The sequence below is a fragment of the Pontibacter vulgaris genome (assembly GCF_022758145.1).
GTDB classification, from domain to species: Bacteria; Bacteroidota; Bacteroidia; order Cytophagales; family Hymenobacteraceae; genus Pontibacter; species Pontibacter vulgaris.
Window position 1 is genome coordinate 222,224 of record NZ_JAJVDH010000002.1, and the last position, 19,974, is coordinate 242,197.

The following is a 19,974-nucleotide window of genomic DNA, read 5'->3' on the forward strand; positions in this document are numbered from 1 at the left end:
TTGTAACTCTGGTTGCCTGTAGTGGCTTTTGATATATTTTCGGTTACTTAAAACTATAAAACGATGGCCGGTCCTGATCCAAACACCATTTTCCCGCTGCCTAACCACCAGAAGTTAGTGTTCCTGAAAAACATCATCCGCAACCCGAACATACAGGTGGGCGACTATACTTATTACGACGACCTGGAAGACCCCTATAACTTCGAGAAGAACGTATTGTATCACTTCGATTTTATTGGCGATAAACTCTTGATCGGGAAGTTCTGTGCCATTGCATCGGGTGTAAAATTTATCATGAATGGCGGCAACCACGAAACCAGGCCTATTTCCAGTTATCCGTTCCAGATATTTAGTAACGGTTGGGAGCGTATTGCAAACAACGTTTCTTATCCGATGAAAGGAAATACTGTGGTGGAGAATGATGTATGGATTGGTACCGAGGCAGTGATTATGCCTGGCGTGCGAATTGGAAATGGCGCCATTGTAGCTACCAAAGCAGTAGTAACCAAAGATGTTCCTGATTATGCCATTGTAGCTGGCAACCCTGCTGTGGTAGTAAAAATGCGCTTCCCCGATGCTCAGATACAGGAATTGCTACGTATAGCCTGGTGGAATTGGGATGTAGAGAAGATTAGCCGCAACCTGCATCTGATTCATGCCACAGATACGGAAGCACTGGCAGATTGCAGGTAGCTGCTGCGCGCTTTCTCTAAAAAAGTTATCTTTGCCACTATGGCGCAACTTCCGGAATATGCAATTATAGTAGCAGGTGGCTCTGGTAGCCGCATGCAGCACGACATACCCAAACAGTTTATAGAACTGGCAGGTAAACCCGTGCTCATGCATACCGTGGAGCAGTTCTACAAGTATAGCCCGGAGCTGAGGCTGGTAATAGTGCTGCCTGAAAATCAGCTGGAAGTATGGCGGGAACTATGTAAGAAACATAATTTTAACCTGTTTCATATTGCAGTGGCTGGTGGAAACACTCGCTTTGGCTCTGTTAAAAATGGTTTGGCTGTAGTACACGGCGAGGCCCTGGTTGCAGTGCATGACGGAGTTCGACCTTTTATCACCGGAATCATAAAAGAGGCTTTTGAAACAGCTGAAAAGTATGGAAATGCTGTAGTAGCCGTGTCGCCTAAAGATTCTATCAGGGAGCTTACAGCAGCCGGTAGCAGCGCCGTGGACAGGGCAAAGTATAAACTGGTGCAAACGCCGCAATGCTTTAAGGCAAGTATACTGAAACGAGCCTATGAGCAGGAAGAGCAGCCATACTTTACAGACGATGCATCGGTGGTGGAGGCGCTGGGGGAACAAATTATACTTGTTGAGGGAAGCTACCGGAACATCAAGATCACAACACCCGAGGATATGGTGCTGGCCGAGGCTTTTATCAAGAGCCAGGAATAATTAGCAAGTATAACTACAAAGACAAAGGCCCACGCGAGGATTCAAGGAAGTCCTGGTTCTGCAGCACAGTCTCGGTAGAAATAACTTCAAGTACAGGGTCAGGTTTGGAAAGGTTGAGTAGGTAGCCGTTCATGGGTAGCAGGTTCAGGAGGTCGTGTGTTATGCAAAGCACGGTTTTGTTATTTTGCTGTACCCATTCCTGTAATAAGATAAATACCTGTTTTTTATAGTATACATCCAGCTGCTGCGTAGGCTCATCCAGCAGGCAAATGCCAGCATCCTGAAGTATAAGCTGTGCCAGCCAAACCAATTGCTGCTCGCCACCCGAAAGGGTAGTAAAATCATGCTCGATCAGGTGAGAAAGCTCCAGTTTCTCAAGTATAGCGGCTGCCAGAGTATAATCTTCTGCGCTATAGTTTTCAAAGAATCGTTTTTTGCGGAACAAGCCCATCACCACCAGGTCGTGCACCTTAATAGGGAAGGAAACGATGTTCTTTTGTGGCAGGTAGGAGAGCAGGCCCTGTGCCGTGGGGTTGGCTATACTTTGAAGGTCTTGCCCCTGTAGTTTCAGGTGGCCCTGGTAAGGCACCTGCTGTTGGAATGTTTTGAAAAGCGTTGTTTTGCCAGCCCCGTTATGGCCGATAATAGCTATAAAAGCCGGCTCAGGCACATAAAAAGAAAGGTTGCGGATCAGAACACGCTGTTCATAACCCGCAACCAAATTATGTGCTTCAACGATCAAAACGATGTCAATTAAAAATTAGAAATTCAAAATCAGAAATGTGAGTGCCGTTCAAGAGCAATTTCTAATTTCTAATTCATAATTTCTAATTAATGTTAGTACTCGTCTTCGTTAAACATGAAGTCTTCCTTAGTAGGATAGTCAGGCCAGATCTCTTCGATGTTCTCGTAAGGCTGTCCGTCATCCTCCAGAGCCTGTAGATTTTCTACCACCTCCATAGGTGCGCCAGAGCGGATAGAGTAATCAATCAGCTCGTCTTTTGTTGCTGGCCAGGGTGCATCCTCCAGGTATGAGGCTAATTCCAGTGTCCAATACATAGTATGTTTCTCCTTAACTTAGTTGCTTTTAAAAATAGTTTGCAAAAGTATAAAAATATAGGTAAACAAAAATATTTACCACAACTTAATTGCTTTTTTTGTCTGTTTTTACAACACAACGCAATCTATAAACAAATGTTCTCAAAGTTTTTGAGTTTTTTGCTGAACGCTGAATCTGAATAACAGATGCTGCACGAAGGCTACATTGGTAAATATAAAAAGCGCCTGCTGCATAAACAACAGGCGCTTCCAAAAAAATATAGCTATAATTCTATATTACTATTTGCTGCTGGTGCTTAGCTGGCCTTTAAACATCTCGATAAGCTCGTGCTTGGTGTTTATTTTGCGGTTAAAGTTACGGATTTTGCCTTGCAGCATGCTTTTAAAAGCATCGTTACTTGGCGTATCGCTTAACTTGCCCAGGTTAGATTCCAGTAATTCGAGTTCCTGTTTATCAGATTTTATAAAATCGCGAAGTGCATTGATGCGGGCCTGTAAGCCATCAGTGTCAGTTGCATCGCCTTGCTGGCGCTTACGGATGTAATGCTCCAGGCTGCTCAGTTCAAATACTTTATCGCAGGCCTTAATAAAGCGCTCCCATACCATATCCGAAACAGAAGGATGCACAGGGCCAACTTTTTTCCATTCGGCCTGCAGTTCTTTCGCGCGGCGCACGCCTTCGCCTAAGCCCTGGTGTTGCAGCAGGTTTTCGGCTTCTTCTACCAGCTGGTTTTTCTTTACCAGGTTAGTTTCGTAGAATTTGTCTTTCGACTCCGTCTTTTCAGTGGTGATTTTTACCTTAAGGCGCTCGAAAAAGTGGTTGTGGGCTCTGCGGAAATCGGTCCAGAGCTTATTGGTTACCTGGCGTGGCAGGTTGCCGCCAACTTCTTTCCACTGGTTTTGCAGCTGCTTTAATTTGGCTGTGGTTTCTTCCCACTCTTCAGAGTTTTGCAGGCGCACCGATTGGTTTATGAGATCTTTATACTTCTCATAGGTGCGGTTCTGCATCTGTTTTTTATCGTTGAAGAAGTTTTTCTTACGCTCGAAGAAGCCTTCCAGCACATCTTTAAAGCGTTCTTCTATTTCTTCGGTAAGCTCTTTTTCAATTGGTCCGGTCTTTATCCAGGTAGCGCGCAGGTCTTTCATCTTGTCAGATGTTTCTTTCCACTCTATGCTATCCTGTATCGCCTCGGCCTCCTGTATCAACCCCATTTTAATCGCAAGATTTTTCTCACGATTGTGTTTTATGGTTTCGTTTATCTCTTCTTCGGCTTTGCTCAGCGTGTTAAAGATTTCCTCGAAATTACCCAGCGCGTCATAGTTGCCTACCTGCTCCTTCATGTGCAGCACCTTCATCAGGAAAGAGCCTTTGTTTTCAGAGGTGTTAATACGCCCCAGCAGGTCGTTTACTTTTTCGCGGAACATGTCGAAGCGTTTTGCAAAATATACCAGAGAATCTTCCTCTGATTCTTTTACTTCGCCAACTTTTCTGGATGGATAATCCATAAAAGCTTTTAGCCAAACTTGCTGGTCCTGAATAAAACCATACTTTCTGGCTTCTTCCAATAGATCGTTGTTTTCCATTTAAGGATCGGGTTATACTTCGAAAATAGGGTTAGGCGGCATAATAAACTAACCATAGCATACGCAAGTTAACGGGGTGCGTTTTTATAAAACTGCTGTAAACTCCATAACAGGAGAAAATTGCAACAGGCAACCTATTAATTTTGTGCTAAAGCAAGTAGGCACACTTAACCCATACAGATTTTTACAAGTTTAAGTATTTCAGATCAATTTTGTGAATCATAAATGCATGAATTTTTACGATATTTGTAATTCTTTTATTATTTAGAAGAAAGATCATGCACCGCCTGAATATGTATTTTCCATATATAGTAAAAGCAGGTAAGGTGATAACAATGAATTAAGGGTTAACAGATAAATACAACATGAGTAACGAGACGATCATCTTTTCGATGGCCGGGGTAAGCAAAATTTACCCTCCCCAGAAACAAGTACTTAAGAACATTTACCTGTCTTTTTTCTATGGCGCAAAAATTGGTGTGCTGGGCCTTAACGGTTCCGGTAAATCAAGCTTACTGAAAATTATTGCAGGCATTGATAAGCAAATACAAGGCGAAGTAGTATGGTCGCCGGGTTACTCTGTTGGTTACCTGGAGCAGGAACCACAGCTGGACCCAACCAAAACTGTGCGCGAGGTGGTGGAAGAAGGCGTAGCTGAAGTGGTTGCCTTGTTGAAGGAATTCGATGAGATAAACATGAAGTTTGCCGAAGAGATGACGGACGATGAGATGAACAAGCTCATTGACCGCCAGGGCGTGGTGCAGGAAAAACTCGACCACCACAATGCCTGGGAACTGGACAACCGCCTGGAGCGCGCCATGGATGCCCTGCGCACGCCTCCGGAAGATGCCATTATAGGTAACCTGTCGGGTGGTGAGAAGCGCCGCGTAGCCCTTTGCCGCCTGCTGTTGCAGGAGCCGGATGTACTATTGCTGGATGAGCCTACCAACCACTTGGATGCCGAATCGGTGGACTGGCTGGAGCAGCACCTGCAGCACTATAAAGGTACCGTAATTGCCGTTACCCACGACCGTTACTTCCTTGACAACGTGGCTGGCTGGATTCTGGAATTGGACCGTGGGGAAGGTATTCCGTGGAAAGGCAACTATAGCAGCTGGCTGGAGCAGAAATCTAACCGACTGGCTCAGGAAGAAAAGACCGAAAGCAAGCGCCAGAAAACACTACAGCGCGAGCTGGAGTGGGTTAAAATGGCCCCTAAAGCGCGTCATGCCAAGTCTAAAGCCCGTATCAGCCAGTATGATAAGTTAGCCGGCGAAGAGGCTTCCAAGAAAGAAGAAAAACTAGAATTGTTTATACCTGATGGACCGCGTTTGGGTGCCCAGGTAATTGAGGCGCACCATGTAAGCAAAGCCTATGGCGATAAACTTCTTTTTGAAGATCTGAACTTTGCCTTGCCGCAAGGTGGTATAGTTGGTATTATCGGGCCAAACGGTGCTGGTAAAACAACTTTGTTTAAACTGATCACAGGCCAGGAGAAGCCGGATGCAGGAGATTTTACTGTAGGCTCTACGGTACAGATATCTTACGTAGATCAGGAGCACGCAAATCTTGACACGACTAAATCGGTGTTCGAGGTGATTTCTGGTGGCACGGAGCACATGATGATGGCTGGCCGTCAGGTAGTGTCTCGTGCATACGTGAGCAAGTTCAACTTCTCAGGTGGCGATCAGGAGAAAAAAGTAGCCAACTTATCGGGTGGTGAGCGTAACCGTGTGCACCTGGCCATGACGCTGAAAGAAGGCGGTAACTTACTTTTACTCGATGAGCCTACCAACGACCTGGACGTGAACGCGATCCGTGCGCTGGAAGATGCGCTGGAGAACTTTGCCGGTTGCGCGGTAATCATTTCACACGACCGCTGGTTCCTGGATCGTATTTGTACGCACATTCTTGCTTTCGAAGGCGACTCGCAGGTATACTGGTTTGAGGGCAACTACAGCGAGTACGAAGAGAACAAAAAGAAGCGTATGGGCGATATTGAGCCGAAGCGTATCCGTTATAAGAAACTGGTATAGTTTTAAGTATAATATAGATCAGAGATTATAGTTAGATTTCTGATTTTAAAGTATAAAATCCCGCTGCATCAATGTAGCGGGATTTTTATTTATAAGTATAGCCGGTTGTATTTCAGGGTGTGGTTTTGGGTGCCGTGTATACTATGTGAAACTCAATGGTAACAATATCTTTTACAGCCATACCAAAAATAGACGGACGCTTGATCTTATAGTTTTCCAGGCTGATAGGGAAGGAGCCGGTTACTAAAATCTCGTTATTAACAAGTTGCTGCTTGGCCTGAAATGTAATATCTTGGGTTATACCATGAAATTGCAGTTGCCCTTTAACTACAAGGTGGGTATTGTGGTCTGTTATACTTGTGCTGGTAAATTTTACTTCAGGATAGGTGGCGGCTTCAGTTACTTTCAGCATATCCTTGTCGCGTGTTCTGTTGCCACTATCAAAAGATTTAACGGGTACTGTAGTAGTAACAGCTTGTATGCCTTTGGTATCATTAATGCTCACTTTGCTTTTTATCCGGGAGCTTGTGCCTCTCACTGTATGTAAAGGGTGTTTAAGAATGTAGTTAATAGTACTCTTCTCAGGTTTACTACTCCAATCCGATTGACCGTTTGCCAATGGCAAAGCATAAGTAGCTATTAGTATGCTGATAATCCCAAAAACAACCCAATTAAAGAGCGACTTCATAGTATGTTATACTATGAGATTTTAGGGAAGTTATAGATGTAGATAAGCAGGCTTTTGTGCTATGTGAATTTTTTATCTTCAGTGCTGATTGTTATTTGATCGCGAAAATATATTGATTCTTTTATAAACTATTTCTAGTCTCTTCTTTTTGTACTCTACCTCTTAGGGCTTAGGGCTGCATGGTATTGAAATATAGATAGTTGCATTTTTTGTTGTTAGGTAATAATATTAAAGTTATAACTTTTATTAAATAAAGTAAATAAAATATATAAGTACTTGTATATAAAATATAACTAATATTTATTTGTGTCGTATTAGCTACCGAATAGCATTCTTTAAATGCTATTCACAACTAGTTTAATACTAAACGTATTGTTCAACCACAAACCCTAAAGCTTAACAAAAATCATGAAAAATTTTACTCTAAATGAAGGATTTGCTTACGTAGTAGTAGTAGCTTATTTTATTACTGGTAGTATAATAAGCACTATGCTTGCATAGCTAGTTCTCATTTACACAAAAAAGAAGGCTGCCCCCTTTCTGGGGCAGCCTTCTTTTTCTAAAGATTTTTCTTGTTAACCAGGCAGATGTTTATGCAAAGCCATAGTTATACTTACTGATTTGCTGCAGACCCTGTTGATATAAAAGGCCGTTATACTTGTATAACGGCCTTTCTTTTCTAATGTGTTTATTTACAAAACAGCAGGTTTGACTTTCGTAAATTCCAGTTCTTCAAAATTGAAGTCAGGGTTATCAGAGTCGAGGCGCATTTGGGCTACTTTACCATTTGCGTCCATCAAAAAGCGGACGCGGGTAGGAGTTAGCAATGCAAAATCGTTTTTCCAGTCCAGGTCAAAAATGTCGTGCTGCCAGTGAGCGAGGGTACCGCCCAGAGATGGTGCTGGTACCATTTGCAATACCAGTTTGCCATTTTGTACAACTATGGTAGCATCTCCGTAAAGCGGGCTGTTGTAAGTGCCGGCGTAATCTTCTAAAGCCATACTTGGTTTACTTTTACGCACCTTTTCTTTAGGCGCTTTTGCAAGGGCTTCCTGTTGCGCTTTTCTTGCTTTTGCTGCATTATCCAAAGCAAACTGGCTCCAGTCGCGGCCATTCTGCACACCAAACAACTGGTCTAAAGTATAGTTGGCAATAGGTGCCATAATGCTGCTCATGCTATTGGTCAGGATCACAATTCCCAAACCTTCTTCCGGTACCAAAACTGTACGGCTGTTCATGCCTTCGTGCCCGCCACTGTGGTTAACTACTTTGCGCCCCTGGTAGTCGGTCATCATCCAGCCCAGGCCTGCGGCAGAAAAATGTGTAGAGGGTGTGATCTCTTCAGCTTGTTTAGAAATTGGTAGTGGGTTATGGGCTGTCCACATATAACGGCTGGCGTTCTCGCTGAAAATGCGCTTGCCTTTGTAAGTGCCACGGTTTAGCTGCAGGCGCAGCCATTGGGCTTGCTGGTTGGCACTAGTGAAAATACCGGCGGCTGGGTTCCAGTTATCCCATGGCATAAACGTAGTGGCATACGGGTTGCGCTTCTCATCATAACCATGCGGAGATGCTACGTTATCTTTGCCGGCAAGCTCTGTTACTGAAGTATAGGAACGGCTCATGCCAAGCGGCGCAAAAAAACGTTCTTTCACGAATGCTTCCCAAGGCTTACCAGATACAGCTTCCACCACCTCTCCGGCGGCAATAAACATCAGGTTAGAATAGCCATAGCCATCCCGGAAACCATAAGCGGGCTGCAGGTAACGGGCGCGTTCCAGAATCTGGCGGCGGCTATAGGTGGTGTTATACCAGAGCAGGTCGCCGGCATACGTGGTAAAGCCTACACGGTGGCTCAGCAAGTCTTCTATGGTCAGGTTTTCGGTAACGTATGGGCTGTACAACTGCAGGTATGGCAGGTACTTTTTCACCGGGTCGTTCCACTTAATTTTGCCTTCGTCTACCAGAATGGCCAGTGCAGCAGCCGTGTAAGCTTTGGAGTTAGATGCAATACCAAAAATAGTATTGCCATCTACGGTGCCGCCGGTTTTAATATTCTGAACACCGTAGCCTTTGGAAAAAATAACAGAATCGTTTTTCACAATGGCAATGGACATGCCCGGTACGTTCCAGTCTTTTAAAGCTTTCTGGTAATAAGCATCGAGCTTGCTGAGAGTTGCAGCAGTATTGGTCTGCTGGGCTATAGCACCTTGCTGAAGTAGCAGAGCTGCCAGAAGCAGAAAGAAACTCCGGAAAGTGAGGATTGTATTTTTGTTGATCATGTATATGTAGCTGTTTGTATGGCAGCAAGATAGTTAGGATAGCCCAAATGGCAAAAGGGGTTTTTAATAGGATTGAATTGAATAAGCCAAATGGCGTTTATACTTTGGCAAATCTGAGATTAGCTGCTGATTTAACTACAGATTTATACTTTATGCAGGCTCCAGATGCTTTTTGTGTCTGGCAGAAGCAGCGCATCTCCTTCCTCGCGTGGCTTGTGCGTGCCTTTCTGGTATTCTTCCTGCTCCATTTTCAGGCGCTGCCGCTCTTCCTCTGATATATCAGTTGCAAAAGGCTTGAACTCGGGCTGGCCGGCATCTACCCATGCCGTAAACCAATAACTGGCTACAGTACGAATTGCCAGGCGCATCTGCCGTTCTATCTGGCCGTTCAACTGTTTATGGTAATTTTCAGAAAACTCCCGCGAGTATACCTTGGTGGTTTGGTTGTTGCGAAGCTCAAAACTATACTTTTTGTCTTCTGCATAAGCTCTGGTCAGTTCCCGCTCAAAAGTTAATACAGAATCCAGGGCTAGGTGTGCGCTGGTAACCAGTTCCCATGCTTTTAGCTGCGGTTGCTCTATGTAAGTAGCTTGCCCTGTAAAGAAATCATAGTTAGCAGACAGCAACTCCGGCAGCCTTGATTCCCAAAAACCATGTATGCCATGTTGCCCTGTCAGTTGCCCGTTATAGTTGTGGGTGGTATGTAGGGGTACGCAGGCATCAGCTATGTAATGGCCCAGGTCAGCAGATAAGCGCAGTACGCGGTCCAGGTTTCGTTCTTTAAATGCCTGTGTGAGTTGGTACTTCATCAGGTTTATATGCCAGGGTACAATGCCATAAGCCTGAAGCGTATCTTCGGTATACTTTGCTACAGCATCGGGCCAGAAGCGCGGCATTTTGTAGATGGCACTGTCGCCGTACACGTCTATATCTATGTAGTGCCTGGCAGCTTCGCCCTCCACCGCATAGCGGCGTTTATCTGGGTTTACAGCATTTTCTGTGATGTAGCGGATGTGTTTTTTGTAAAAGCCGATCATCTCGGGCGGAAGTGAAAACACTGCCAGCCGGTTGATGCGCTGGTGTGCATAAAAACCCCAGGAATAACCCTGTAAAGGCAGCAAAATTGCAAAAAGTATAAGTATAACTTTTAAAGGTCGGGCCATACCTGCCGTGTACGAAACATAACTATAAGTTGATTTTGGAACTGCTTTATTCTTTACGCGGGAGGCTGTTTATACTTAAGGACTATAGTTGTAAGGCAGAAACAGATTACGGACATCAATAAGTATAGGTAGGGCTTTTGTTATTAACTTATGACTTTGATCATCATAGATAAATAGCTTAACCTATGCTTTTGAAACCAGTTAAATAATGGATTAATGATTAACAGAAAACCCGCTCTGCTGATGAAGTTATAACCGTAACCCAAAACCAGTACATCAATTTTGTGGAGTCGGCTACGTTCAGGTTTTTTGTGGATGTGTGGTTGTTGGTTGCCCATTAGCTGGAACTGGACACTCCTATTTAGGTGGAGTACAAAACTGTTCTTGAAAACTAATAGTATTGAAATGAAAAACAAATAACGCATTACAACCTTGCCTTTACGGAAGCTACATTACAGCAAAGCAGGTCCGAGAGCGGCAATTTGTAAACCCATACGAAATACAGAACCGGCAAAATAACATAAACCCTACTTTGGAGTTATGAAATCAGATGAATGGGCTTTCTGTTAACACCAACAACATTAAGAAAGGACTAACTGGTAATACGGATCAATAATAAGTCAAATTGTAAGCAGATCTACAAATGAACAGGCAAGAAGCTACTCTTTTACAGGGAATTGATACCATAATTGTTCGTGTCAGTAACCTGGAAACCTCCAAAAACTGGTATCAGGATAATTTAGGTTTTGGCCTGCTTTGGCATGACCCTGTTACGAAGCTTGCAATTCTGGATACTAATGGGCCTACCAGCCTGACACTGTGGCAAACAGATAAAAAAGTAGAAGCTGATAAGGACACTGCTTCTTTCCCAATCTTTAAGACAGTGGATGCAGTTAGCCTCAGACAAGATCTTCTTCAAAAAGGCTTAGCTGTAGAAGAAATAATGCAGGATAATTATGTGAAATATTTCTTGTTCTTCGATCCTGATGGCAATGTGCTGGAGGCTTGCGAAGTGCTGGGTTAATGAATTTACATACAGTATGGGGTTTTGGGATGTAGGTTAGGCCATGCAATTCGCCTTAGTTCATACTATCAGCCCGGTTATTTAAGCAAACAGAGTAGCTATAAGTATGTAAAGACAACATTTGCCGTAGCGCGACGATATACTATAAATCCGTGAAAATATTGGCTTTATAAATTATAGGATCGCTATGGAACACAAGTCTGCTACTGATTTGGTTAAAGATGCCAAACAGCAAATTGAAAACCTCTCGCCGGACCAGGTGAACGAAGAGTTGTCGAAAGGCAATGCGACTTTAATTGATATTCGCGAACGCGAGGAACTGGAACAAAACGGCAGTATTCCGGGCTCCGTACATGCGCCACGTGGCATGCTCGAGTTTTATGCCGATTCTACATTACCTTACCACCGGCCAGAGTTTGACAAAAACAAGCGGCTGATCTTGCATTGCGCCTCGGGCGGGCGTTCTGCTCTGGCTACATCTACTTTAAAGCAAATGGGTTATAATAATGTTGCCCACCTGGATGGTGGCTTAAAAGCGTGGGTAGAATCTGGCAAAGCGGTTACCAAATAAATAAAAGTATTAACCTGATTTTATCAGAATATATAAACCAAAACGGCCTGCTATAAAACTATAGCAGGCCGTTTTTATACTTCGTAAACTAAAAACTTAGCGGCGTCTGTCTACCGCCGGGAACTTCATGCGGTAATCGGCGTCTACTTCGCCTTTCGATATTTTGGTAAGCTTGTTCTTGATCAGGCGCTTTTTCAGGCCGTTCAAGTGGTCGGTGAACAGGATGCCTTCGATGTGGTCGTACTCGTGCTGGATAACACGGGCAGTCATGCCATCATAGGTATCGGTATGCTCATTCCATTCTTCATCAAAATATCGGATAACAATGCGCTCTGGGCGGTAAACCATTTCGCGCACGCCCGGTATGCTCAAGCAGCCTTCTTCAAAACCCCATTCTTCGCCATCCTCTTCAATAATCTCCGGGTTAATAAATGCCTTTTTCACACCCTTACCTTCGTCTTCATCATCCATCATCGGCTCTGAGTCAATTACAAACAGGCGGATGCTTTTGCTTATCTGCGGGGCAGCCAGGCCAACGCCATGGGCATGGTACATGGTGGCAAACATATCCTCGATCAGTTCCTGCAGGTTCTCATAATTCTGCGGAATATCCTGGGCAACTTCCTTTAGTACAGGGTCGCCGTAGGCGGTAATAGGGTAAATCATATCGCTTTGCTTTCTAAATACGATTGTAAAATAATGGCAGCACTTACACGGTCTACTGTGGCTTTGTCCTGGCGGGCCATTTTTTTAAGGCCACCGGCCAGCATTGCTTTTTTTGCCATACTCGATGTAAAACGCTCGTCCACGGTATGCACCGGTATAGCCGGAAACTCCTTCTGTAGCTTGCGCACAAACCCGATCACATGCTGCGTGGCATCGGTTGGTTCACCTGTCAGGCGCTTGGGCATACCTACCACAAAAGCATCCACAGGCTCGCGCTGCACATAGTCTTTCAGGTATGTAAACACATCTTTGGCATGAACGGTTTCTAACGGATTGGCGATCATCTGCAGCACATCGGTAACTGCAATGCCCACCCGTTTATTCCCGTAATCAACTGCCAGTATTCTGCCCATAGTTTTTTTGGCAAATGTGCCATTCTAAACTGCAAAGGTAGCATATTTATTCGGATAAGATGCTGCTACTGTAGCTGTGGCACTATGCTTGATAGGATAAATACAAGTATAATTTGCCTAACCGAACAAAGTATAGTGCTTTAGGTGTTTAAATTAAAACTTACTGCAAGCTGCTCTGGTAAAAGGAGTTAGGGTTGGTGTTAAGTATAAACAGTAATTTTTATAACAGGAGAGGCTCCCGAAAGCGATTCCTACCCTTTATATTTAACCATATTTACTAAAGATATGAGCGAGGAAATAAAACATACGGCAGAGCAGGAGGGCCACCCGCATAAGCAGCGTAACACGTTGTTTCAGGTGCGCTTGCCGCTATACATTGCTATGGCACTGGTTGTGGGCGTGCTGATAGGGGCAAACACCTTTTCACCCTCGGGCAATAACCCGCAAAGCACTGCCAAAGGTTACCTGAAGTTCCGCGATATCCTAAGCTATATTGACCGCGATTATGTTGATACCGTGGACATTGAAAAGCTTTCGGACTACGCCATCACTAAAATGCTCGAGAAGCTGGACCCGCATACTTCTTACATTCCTGCAGAAGAGTTAGCCATGGCCAGATCTTACCTGGAAGGCGATTTCGAAGGCATTGGTGTAGAGTTCAATATCTTTAAAGATACTATTTATGTGATCACACCTTTAAGCGGTGGCCCATCGGAAGCGGCAGGTATACAGGCCGGTGATAAGATCATAAAAGTAGATGGCAAGAACCTGGCAGGCGTAGGTATTACAAATGAAATGGTATTTAAGCACCTGCGTGGGGCAGAAGGTACCAAAGTAAACCTGAGCATTCTGCGCAAAGGCAGTAGCAAACCGCTTACATTTAACTTACAGCGCAATAAAATACCTACCTCATCAGTAGATGTTAGCTACATGGTAAATGCCAATACCGGCTACATTAAAGTGAGCCGTTTTTCGGCCAATACTTTTGATGAGTTTAAGCAGGCGCTTACATCGCTGAAGAAGAAAGGCATGCAGCAGCTTATACTTGACCTGCGCGGCAACCCCGGTGGCTACATGGACCACGCCACCCGCATGGCCGATGAGTTTATTGCCGGTGATAAGCTTATAGTTTATACCGATGGCAAAGGCACCAAGTATGATTCTAAAACACATGCCCGCACAAAAGGCGATTTCGAAAACGGTAGCCTTATAGTATTAGTGGATGAAGGCAGCGCTTCGGCTTCGGAGATTGTGGCAGGCGCCCTGCAGGATAATGACCGTGCACTTATAGTTGGCCGCCGTTCGTTTGGTAAAGGCCTGGTGCAAATGCCGATTCCGTTAAACGATGGCTCCGAGCTGCGCCTGACAATTTCACGTTACTACACACCAAGCGGCCGCTCTATTCAGAAATCTTATGTAGATGGTGCAGAGAAGTATGAGCAGGATATGTTGCAGCGATTTGAGCGCGGTGAGTATTTTCACCCGGATAGCAGCCTGTTTGTAGACTCGTTGAAGTATAAAACAACAAAAGGGCGTGTAGTATATGGCGGCGGCGGTATTATGCCGGATGTATTTGTAGCCCGCGATACAACAGAGCTTTCAGAATACCTGAGCCAGTTATATACCAAAAATGTTATCCGGGAGTATACTTTAGGCTACTACCGCGATAACCGCAAGAGCCTGGAGAAAATGTCTTTCGAGCGTTTTAACAAATCGTTTGATGTATCAGATAAAATGCTGCAGGAGCTTGTAAAACTGGCAGGCGAGGAAGGCGTGGTATACAACGATGCCCAATTTAAGCGTTCTAAAAACCTGATCCGGAATAACCTGAAGGCATTTATAGCCCGAAGTGTATACGGTAATAAAGGCTTCTTCCCGGTATTGCATGAGTCGGATGAGGAGTTTCAGCAGGCCCTGAAGCAGTTTGCCCGGGCACAACGCCTGGCAAAAGGTAACTCATAAACTATACAGTTTTAATTAGTTGCTTATATTTGCAAAGCCCCGCTGGGCAGGCAAGTATAACTATAAGCACAGACAAAGCACATGGCTTATTACCATAAATTAGGAAACATTCCTCATAAAAGGCACACGCAGTTTCGCCAGCCAGATGGCAGTTTGTACGCTGAGCAGCTGGTGGGTACATTGGGTTTTAGCGGCGTTTCGTCGTTGCTGTATCACATAAATCCGCCAACACGTATTGCCCGCATTGGCGAGCCGGTGCCGTATGCTCCTAAAGTGGCAGCAGGTATAAAACTGGCACCGCACCACCTGCGCACGCTGGATGTGAAAACCACAGGCACCGATTACCTGAGCGCCCGCAAAACCATGATGCTGAACAACGATGTTGCCATTAGTATCTGCAATCCATCGGAGTTGGAGATGAGCTACTCCTATAAAAACGGACAGGCCGATGAAGTAGTGTTTGTGCATGAAGGAAGTGGCGTGCTGTTGTCGCAAATGGGCAAGCTGGAGTTCCGGGAAGGCGACTACATTGTAATTCCGCGTACTATTATCCACCAGTTTAAATTTAACGAAGGCCCGGTACGCTTACTGGTAATCGAATCTTTCAGCCCGATTGAAACGCCACGCCGCTACCGCAACCACTTTGGCCAGCTGCTGGAGCACTCACCATTTTGTGAGCGTGATATCAGGGCACCGCACGAGCTGATCGAGTTTGAAGCCGGCGGCGAGCACCTGGTACAGATCAAAAAAGATGGCATGCTGCACCAGTATCACTATGAGTTCAGCCCGTTTGATGTTGTTGGCTGGGATGGTTATTTCTACCCGTACGCGTTCTCTATTTATGATTTTGAACCGATAACAGGCCGCGTGCATCAGCCACCTCCCGTACACCAGAACTTTGAGGCGCACAACTTTGTGATCTGCTCGTTTGTGCCACGCTTGTTCGATTATCACCCGGAAGCTATACCTGCGCCATACAACCACTCTAACGTAGACTCTGACGAGGTGCTATACTATGTGGCTGGCGACTTTATGAGCCGAAAAGGCGTAGACCGCGCTTCGTTTACGGTGCACCCTGGAGGTATTCCGCATGGGCCGCACCCGGGCACAGTAGAGGCAAGTATAGGCAAAAAGGAAACGCATGAATATGCCGTAATGATTGATACTTTTAAGCCACTACACCTGACCGAAGAAGCAGTAGCTTACATGGATAAGAATTACCCGATGAGCTGGAATGAGAATCATCCGAATCCGCCACGCTCTGCCGATATGTTCGACTAAAGTATAAATTTCAGTACAAACCTAACCTTTAGCAAGTGGAGCAAGTATAGTCATTTTGCTATGTTTATTTTTAATCTATACTTAAATAAATTTACCCTTTACATTATGAAGAAAGCACTTTTTGTGTTGATGGCCTTTGTTGTATTTTTTGGAACGGCCTGTGAGAAGCTGGATGAATTGCTGACATTCTACATCAACGAAGACGAAACAATTAAAATCGAGTCTAATTTTCCGATTGGCGCAGTAGTACCCTTAACACCGGTTGCAGTTACGACTAACTCACAGGAAACTTTTAAAAATAACAATACGCGCGCCGAGCTGGTAAAAGATGTAACGCTGAACAAACTGACGCTGACAATTTCGGATCCGCAGGGCCAGAACTTCAACTTCCTGAAGAACATCGAAATTTATATCAGCAATTCAGAGAATGGCGATACGCGCCTGGCTTATCTGGATGAGATACCTCAGAATGTTAGCAGCCTTACTCTGAAGTCTACCAACGCCCAGCTTGATAAATATATTAAGAGCGACTCGTATACTATAAAAACAAAGGCTACGCTGGCGAAACCAATTTCGCAGGATATTTCAATAAGAGCAGATATGCGCTTTAAAGTTACAGCTGACCCTATATAACATGCATACATTGCAAATGAGAGTTTCTGAAAAGAACAAGTTAGAAAAAATCATTATCGTAGGCGACCGCGTGCTCATAAAGCCCAAGAAAGCGCAGGAGCAAACCAAAAGCGGTTTATACCTGCCGCCCGGAGTGCAACAGAAAGAGAAAGTGCAGGAAGGCTACATTATGAAAGTTGGGCCCGGCTACCCGGTTGCAGCTGATTATGGTTTTGAAGAAGAAGAACCCTGGGAGCAGCAGGAAGAAGAAGCGGTGCGTTATATTCCGTTGCAGTCTAAGGAAGGCGACCTGGCCATTTACCTGCAGCGCGATGCCATCGAAATAAGCTACCTCGGCGAGAAGTATTTTATAGTTCCGCAATCGGCTGTTCTGATGCTGGTGCGCGAAGAAGATCTGTAAGTATAAAGTATAAACCCAGCTATCAGGAGCCATACCCCACAAAGGGTATGGCTCTTTTGTTTTTATACTTCCTGCGATGGTTTTCCGAGGCGAACGCAAGCTGGCTGAAATCAAGTTAAATATTTTCTAAAATATTTTTTATTCTTCAAGCAACCTTAGGTATCTATTTTTCATCTTTCCAGAGCCGTTACTTTCTAATTCTTACATTTGCAGCAGATTTAACCGCCACACATTTCCAAACTATGAAGAAATTATTACTATCCGCCTTTTTATGCCTGGTAGTTGTTTTGGTAGCCCTGTTGCCTGCTACCCATACTATGGCACAAAACGTAAAAAAGAAGCCGGCTAAAGAGTTGCAGGCACTTCGCATAACAGATGCGCCTAAAATAGATGGCGTGTTAAACGAAGCCATTTGGCAACAGGCCCAGATTGCCACCAATTTTATCCAGAACAGGCCAACTCCCGGACCAGCCGAAGTACACCCCACGGAAGTACGCATACTGTATGATGACGAAGCCATCTATATAGGAGCGATCATGAACGACGTGTCGCAGGATAGTATATTCAGGCAAATGGGGAAACGCGACGATTTGGGCAATACCGACTTCTTTGGCGTTTTCCTGGATACTTATAACGACCAACTAAACGGGTTTGGCTTTTTTACCACACCGGCCGGCGTGCAGCTCGATGCCCGCTACTCCTCTAACGGCGAAGATTTTAGCTGGAATGCTGTTTGGGAAAGTAACACCAGCCTGCAGGGCAACAGTTGGGTCGCCGAGTTTAAAATTCCTTATTCTGCAATTCGTTTCAGCAGCAAACCGGAGCAGTTGTGGGGCCTTAACTTTATGCGTAACCGGCAGTCAACGCGTCAGGGCTATTTCTGGAACCACGTAGACCCGGCAGTAGATGGGTTTGTGAACCAATGGGGTAAATTAACCGGCATCAAAAACATAGAAGCTCCCTTGCGCTTATCTTTCACGCCTTATATTTCAGCTTATGCCGAAAGCATTCCACAACCAAAAGAAGGCAGCAACGGTGTGAGCTATAAAAGCGACTATAACTTTGGCGGCGGCATGGATGTGAAGTATGGTATTAACGATGCCTTTACGCTGGATATGACACTTATACCTGATTTCAGCCAGGTGCAATCTGATAACCAGGTACTGAACCTGTCGCCGTTTGAGGTGCAGTATAACGAGAACCGGCCATTCTTTATGGAAGGTACCGAGCTGTTTAATAAAGGTAACTTCCTGTATTCGCGCAGAATTGGCGGTGCACCCATTAACCCGCTGAGTAGCGACGAGGAAGCAAAGCTTGGAAATAAAATTATCGAACAACCGCTCGAAACCAAAATGCTGAACGGTACTAAAGTATCGGGGCGTACACAATCTGGTTTGGGAGTAGGTATTTTTAACGCCGTGGTGGGCCGGCAGTTTGCAACTGTAGAAGATAGCGAGGGCAACAGGTTTGAGAAAGAAATACAGCCGCTTACCAACTATAACATAACCGTTTTAGATCAGTCGCTGAAGAATAACTCTTACGTTACCCTGATCAATAACAACGTAATGCGGCAGGGCAGCACCTACGATGCTAACCTGACAGGCTTAGTATTTAAACTGGCGAATAAGAAGAATACCTATGCCATAGACGGAAAGGCAGCTCTGAGCCAGCAGTATTTTTCTGACAGTACAGCACTGGGCCATACTTACCGTGTAGGCGTTGGTAAGATAAGCGGCAACTTCCAGGTATACGGTTCTCATACGCTTATTTCCGATACCTATAACCCAAACGACCTAGGTATCCTGTTCGTGAACAATTCCGTGGAGGAAAACCTGCAGTTTAATTATAACTTCTACCAGCCGTTCTGGAAATTCCTGAATATGTATACTAACATTGGCGCTGTTTATGCACGCAGGTATAAACCCGATACGTTTCAGAATTTCGTGATTTACGGTAACCTGAACACTACCTTTAAAAACTTTATGAGTGCAGGAGCCTTCTTTAATATTGAGCCGGTTATTACCTATGATTTCTTTGAGCCGCGTGTAGCAGGCAGGTATTATACTTTTCCGACAAACAATAACATAGGCGGCTATGTATCTTCGGATTATCGCAAAAAGTTTGCCCTGGATGTGAGCGGTAATTACCGTTGGTTTGACGAGAATAACAGGAACAACATTAACTTCGATATTTCGCCAAGATACCGTGTAAACGATAAGCTTTCGTTTACATATAGCTACAGCCGTAATCTGCGGTTTGACGAGATGGGATTTGCCAAAAAGATAAATCCTGAACCTGGCATAAATGATACGAAAGAGCCTTTTGTTATTTTCGGCCGCCGCAATTTAAATACGACATCAAGTACCCTGACAAGTAACTTCAGCTTCAATAACAAAATGTCGGTCTCGTTGCGGGCACGCCATTACTGGACCAAAGCTGAGTATAAAGACTACCACCGTTTAACTGCCGATGGCTTATTGCAGCCCGATACGTATCCGAATGGCTATAACGACAAATATGCAGGCGCTAACCATAACATCAACTTCAATGTGTTCAATATCGATATGATTTATTCGTGGTGGTTTGCACCGGGCAGCGAGATTAGTGTTGTCTGGAAAAATGCCATACACGAGAGCAAAAATGTAGTGGTGCCACGTTACCTGGATAACTTCTCTAACACGATCTCATCGCCGCAGAACAACAGCTTCTCTGTTAAGGTGCTTTATTATATCGATTACCTTACCCTTAAGAAACGCCTGAAGAAATCGTAAGCTGCTTTAAGTTAACAAAGTATAAACATAAAAT

The 19,974-nt window shown here is 44.6% G+C and carries 18 protein-coding genes; 10 read left to right on the forward strand and 8 right to left on the reverse strand.

Annotation, left to right across the window (positions count from 1 at the left end; genetic code table 11):
* Positions 1–63: 63 nt before the first annotated feature.
* Positions 64–693, forward strand: coding sequence for a CatB-related O-acetyltransferase (locus LWP20_RS01920; protein WP_242926424.1), 630 nt, complete (start codon positions 64–66; stop codon positions 691–693).
* Between the two features lie 39 nt (positions 694–732).
* Positions 733–1,410, forward strand: coding sequence for a 2-C-methyl-D-erythritol 4-phosphate cytidylyltransferase (locus tag LWP20_RS01925; protein ID WP_242926425.1), 678 nt, complete (start codon positions 733–735; stop codon positions 1,408–1,410).
* Between the two features lie 13 nt (positions 1,411–1,423).
* Here LWP20_RS01925 and LWP20_RS01930 read toward each other — a convergent pair whose 3' ends face one another.
* The 3 genes from LWP20_RS01930 to LWP20_RS01940 all read right to left on the reverse strand — a co-directional run bounded on the left by LWP20_RS01930 (position 1,424) and on the right by LWP20_RS01940 (position 4,053).
* On the reverse strand, positions 1,424–2,152 hold the full coding sequence (locus LWP20_RS01930) for an ABC transporter ATP-binding protein (protein ID WP_242926426.1): 729 nt from the start codon (positions 2,150–2,152) through the stop codon (positions 1,424–1,426).
* A gap of 95 nt (positions 2,153–2,247) precedes the next feature.
* On the reverse strand, positions 2,248–2,469 hold the full coding sequence (locus LWP20_RS01935; RefSeq protein ID WP_007652164.1) for a DUF2795 domain-containing protein: 222 nt from the start codon (positions 2,467–2,469) through the stop codon (positions 2,248–2,250).
* 279 nt (positions 2,470–2,748) lie between these two features.
* A complete protein-coding gene (locus LWP20_RS01940) occupies positions 2,749–4,053 on the reverse strand; it encodes a DUF349 domain-containing protein (protein ID WP_242926427.1) in 1,305 nt (434 codons plus the stop codon).
* Positions 4,054–4,418: 365 nt separating this feature from the next.
* Between LWP20_RS01940 and ettA the strand changes: the two genes are divergently transcribed.
* Entirely contained in the window at positions 4,419–6,089 is a 1,671-nt protein-coding gene (gene ettA, locus LWP20_RS01945) for an energy-dependent translational throttle protein EttA (RefSeq protein ID WP_242926428.1), read from the forward strand.
* A 112-nt stretch (positions 6,090–6,201) separates the two neighbouring features.
* Here ettA and LWP20_RS01950 read toward each other — a convergent pair whose 3' ends face one another.
* The 3 genes from LWP20_RS01950 to LWP20_RS01960 form a co-directional block, all read right to left on the reverse strand.
* Complete coding sequence (locus LWP20_RS01950) at positions 6,202–6,777, reverse strand: YceI family protein (protein ID WP_242926429.1); 576 nt, start codon at positions 6,775–6,777, stop codon at positions 6,202–6,204.
* Between the two features lie 692 nt (positions 6,778–7,469).
* Positions 7,470–9,056, reverse strand: a complete 1,587-nt coding sequence (locus tag LWP20_RS01955; protein WP_242926430.1) for a serine hydrolase — start codon at positions 9,054–9,056, stop codon at positions 7,470–7,472.
* A gap of 143 nt (positions 9,057–9,199) precedes the next feature.
* Entirely contained in the window at positions 9,200–10,219 is a 1,020-nt protein-coding gene (locus tag LWP20_RS01960) for a zinc dependent phospholipase C family protein (protein WP_242926431.1), read from the reverse strand.
* A 643-nt stretch (positions 10,220–10,862) separates the two neighbouring features.
* Between LWP20_RS01960 and LWP20_RS01965 the strand changes: the two genes are divergently transcribed.
* Together LWP20_RS01965 and LWP20_RS01970 are read left to right on the forward strand one after the other, a co-directional pair.
* Positions 10,863–11,243 (forward strand): VOC family protein, encoded by a 381-nt coding sequence (locus LWP20_RS01965; protein WP_242926432.1) that lies wholly within the window; start codon positions 10,863–10,865, stop codon positions 11,241–11,243.
* A 187-nt stretch (positions 11,244–11,430) separates the two neighbouring features.
* Positions 11,431–11,814 carry a rhodanese-like domain-containing protein gene (locus LWP20_RS01970; protein WP_242926433.1) on the forward strand — a complete coding sequence of 128 codons (384 nt, stop codon included), beginning with the start codon at positions 11,431–11,433 and terminating at the stop codon, positions 11,812–11,814.
* Between the two features lie 96 nt (positions 11,815–11,910).
* Here the strand turns inward: LWP20_RS01970 and def are convergent, their stop codons facing one another.
* Entirely contained in the window at positions 11,911–12,480 is a 570-nt protein-coding gene (gene def, locus LWP20_RS01975) for a peptide deformylase (protein ID WP_242926434.1), read from the reverse strand.
* Positions 12,477–12,893 (reverse strand): Holliday junction resolvase RuvX, encoded by a 417-nt coding sequence (gene ruvX / locus LWP20_RS01980; protein ID WP_242926435.1) that lies wholly within the window; start codon positions 12,891–12,893, stop codon positions 12,477–12,479. The genes def and ruvX overlap by 4 nt, the downstream gene beginning before the upstream one ends.
* A gap of 285 nt (positions 12,894–13,178) precedes the next feature.
* Between ruvX and LWP20_RS01985 the strand changes: the two genes are divergently transcribed.
* The 5 genes from LWP20_RS01985 to LWP20_RS02005 all read left to right on the forward strand — a co-directional run bounded on the left by LWP20_RS01985 (position 13,179) and on the right by LWP20_RS02005 (position 19,940).
* Positions 13,179–14,855: a S41 family peptidase gene (locus tag LWP20_RS01985; RefSeq protein ID WP_242926436.1), complete on the forward strand. Its 1,677-nt coding sequence runs from the start codon at positions 13,179–13,181 to the stop codon at positions 14,853–14,855.
* An 81-nt stretch (positions 14,856–14,936) separates the two neighbouring features.
* Positions 14,937–16,136 carry a homogentisate 1,2-dioxygenase gene (locus LWP20_RS01990; protein WP_242926437.1) on the forward strand — a complete coding sequence of 400 codons (1,200 nt, stop codon included), beginning with the start codon at positions 14,937–14,939 and terminating at the stop codon, positions 16,134–16,136.
* A gap of 105 nt (positions 16,137–16,241) precedes the next feature.
* Positions 16,242–16,769 (forward strand): hypothetical protein, encoded by a 528-nt coding sequence (locus LWP20_RS01995; protein WP_242926438.1) that lies wholly within the window; start codon positions 16,242–16,244, stop codon positions 16,767–16,769.
* A 16-nt stretch (positions 16,770–16,785) separates the two neighbouring features.
* A complete protein-coding gene (locus LWP20_RS02000) occupies positions 16,786–17,169 on the forward strand; it encodes a co-chaperone GroES (RefSeq protein WP_242927094.1) in 384 nt (127 codons plus the stop codon).
* A 242-nt stretch (positions 17,170–17,411) separates the two neighbouring features.
* Positions 17,412–19,940, forward strand: coding sequence for a DUF5916 domain-containing protein (locus tag LWP20_RS02005; RefSeq protein WP_242926439.1), 2,529 nt, complete (start codon positions 17,412–17,414; stop codon positions 19,938–19,940).
* Positions 19,941–19,974: the final 34 nt, after the last annotated feature.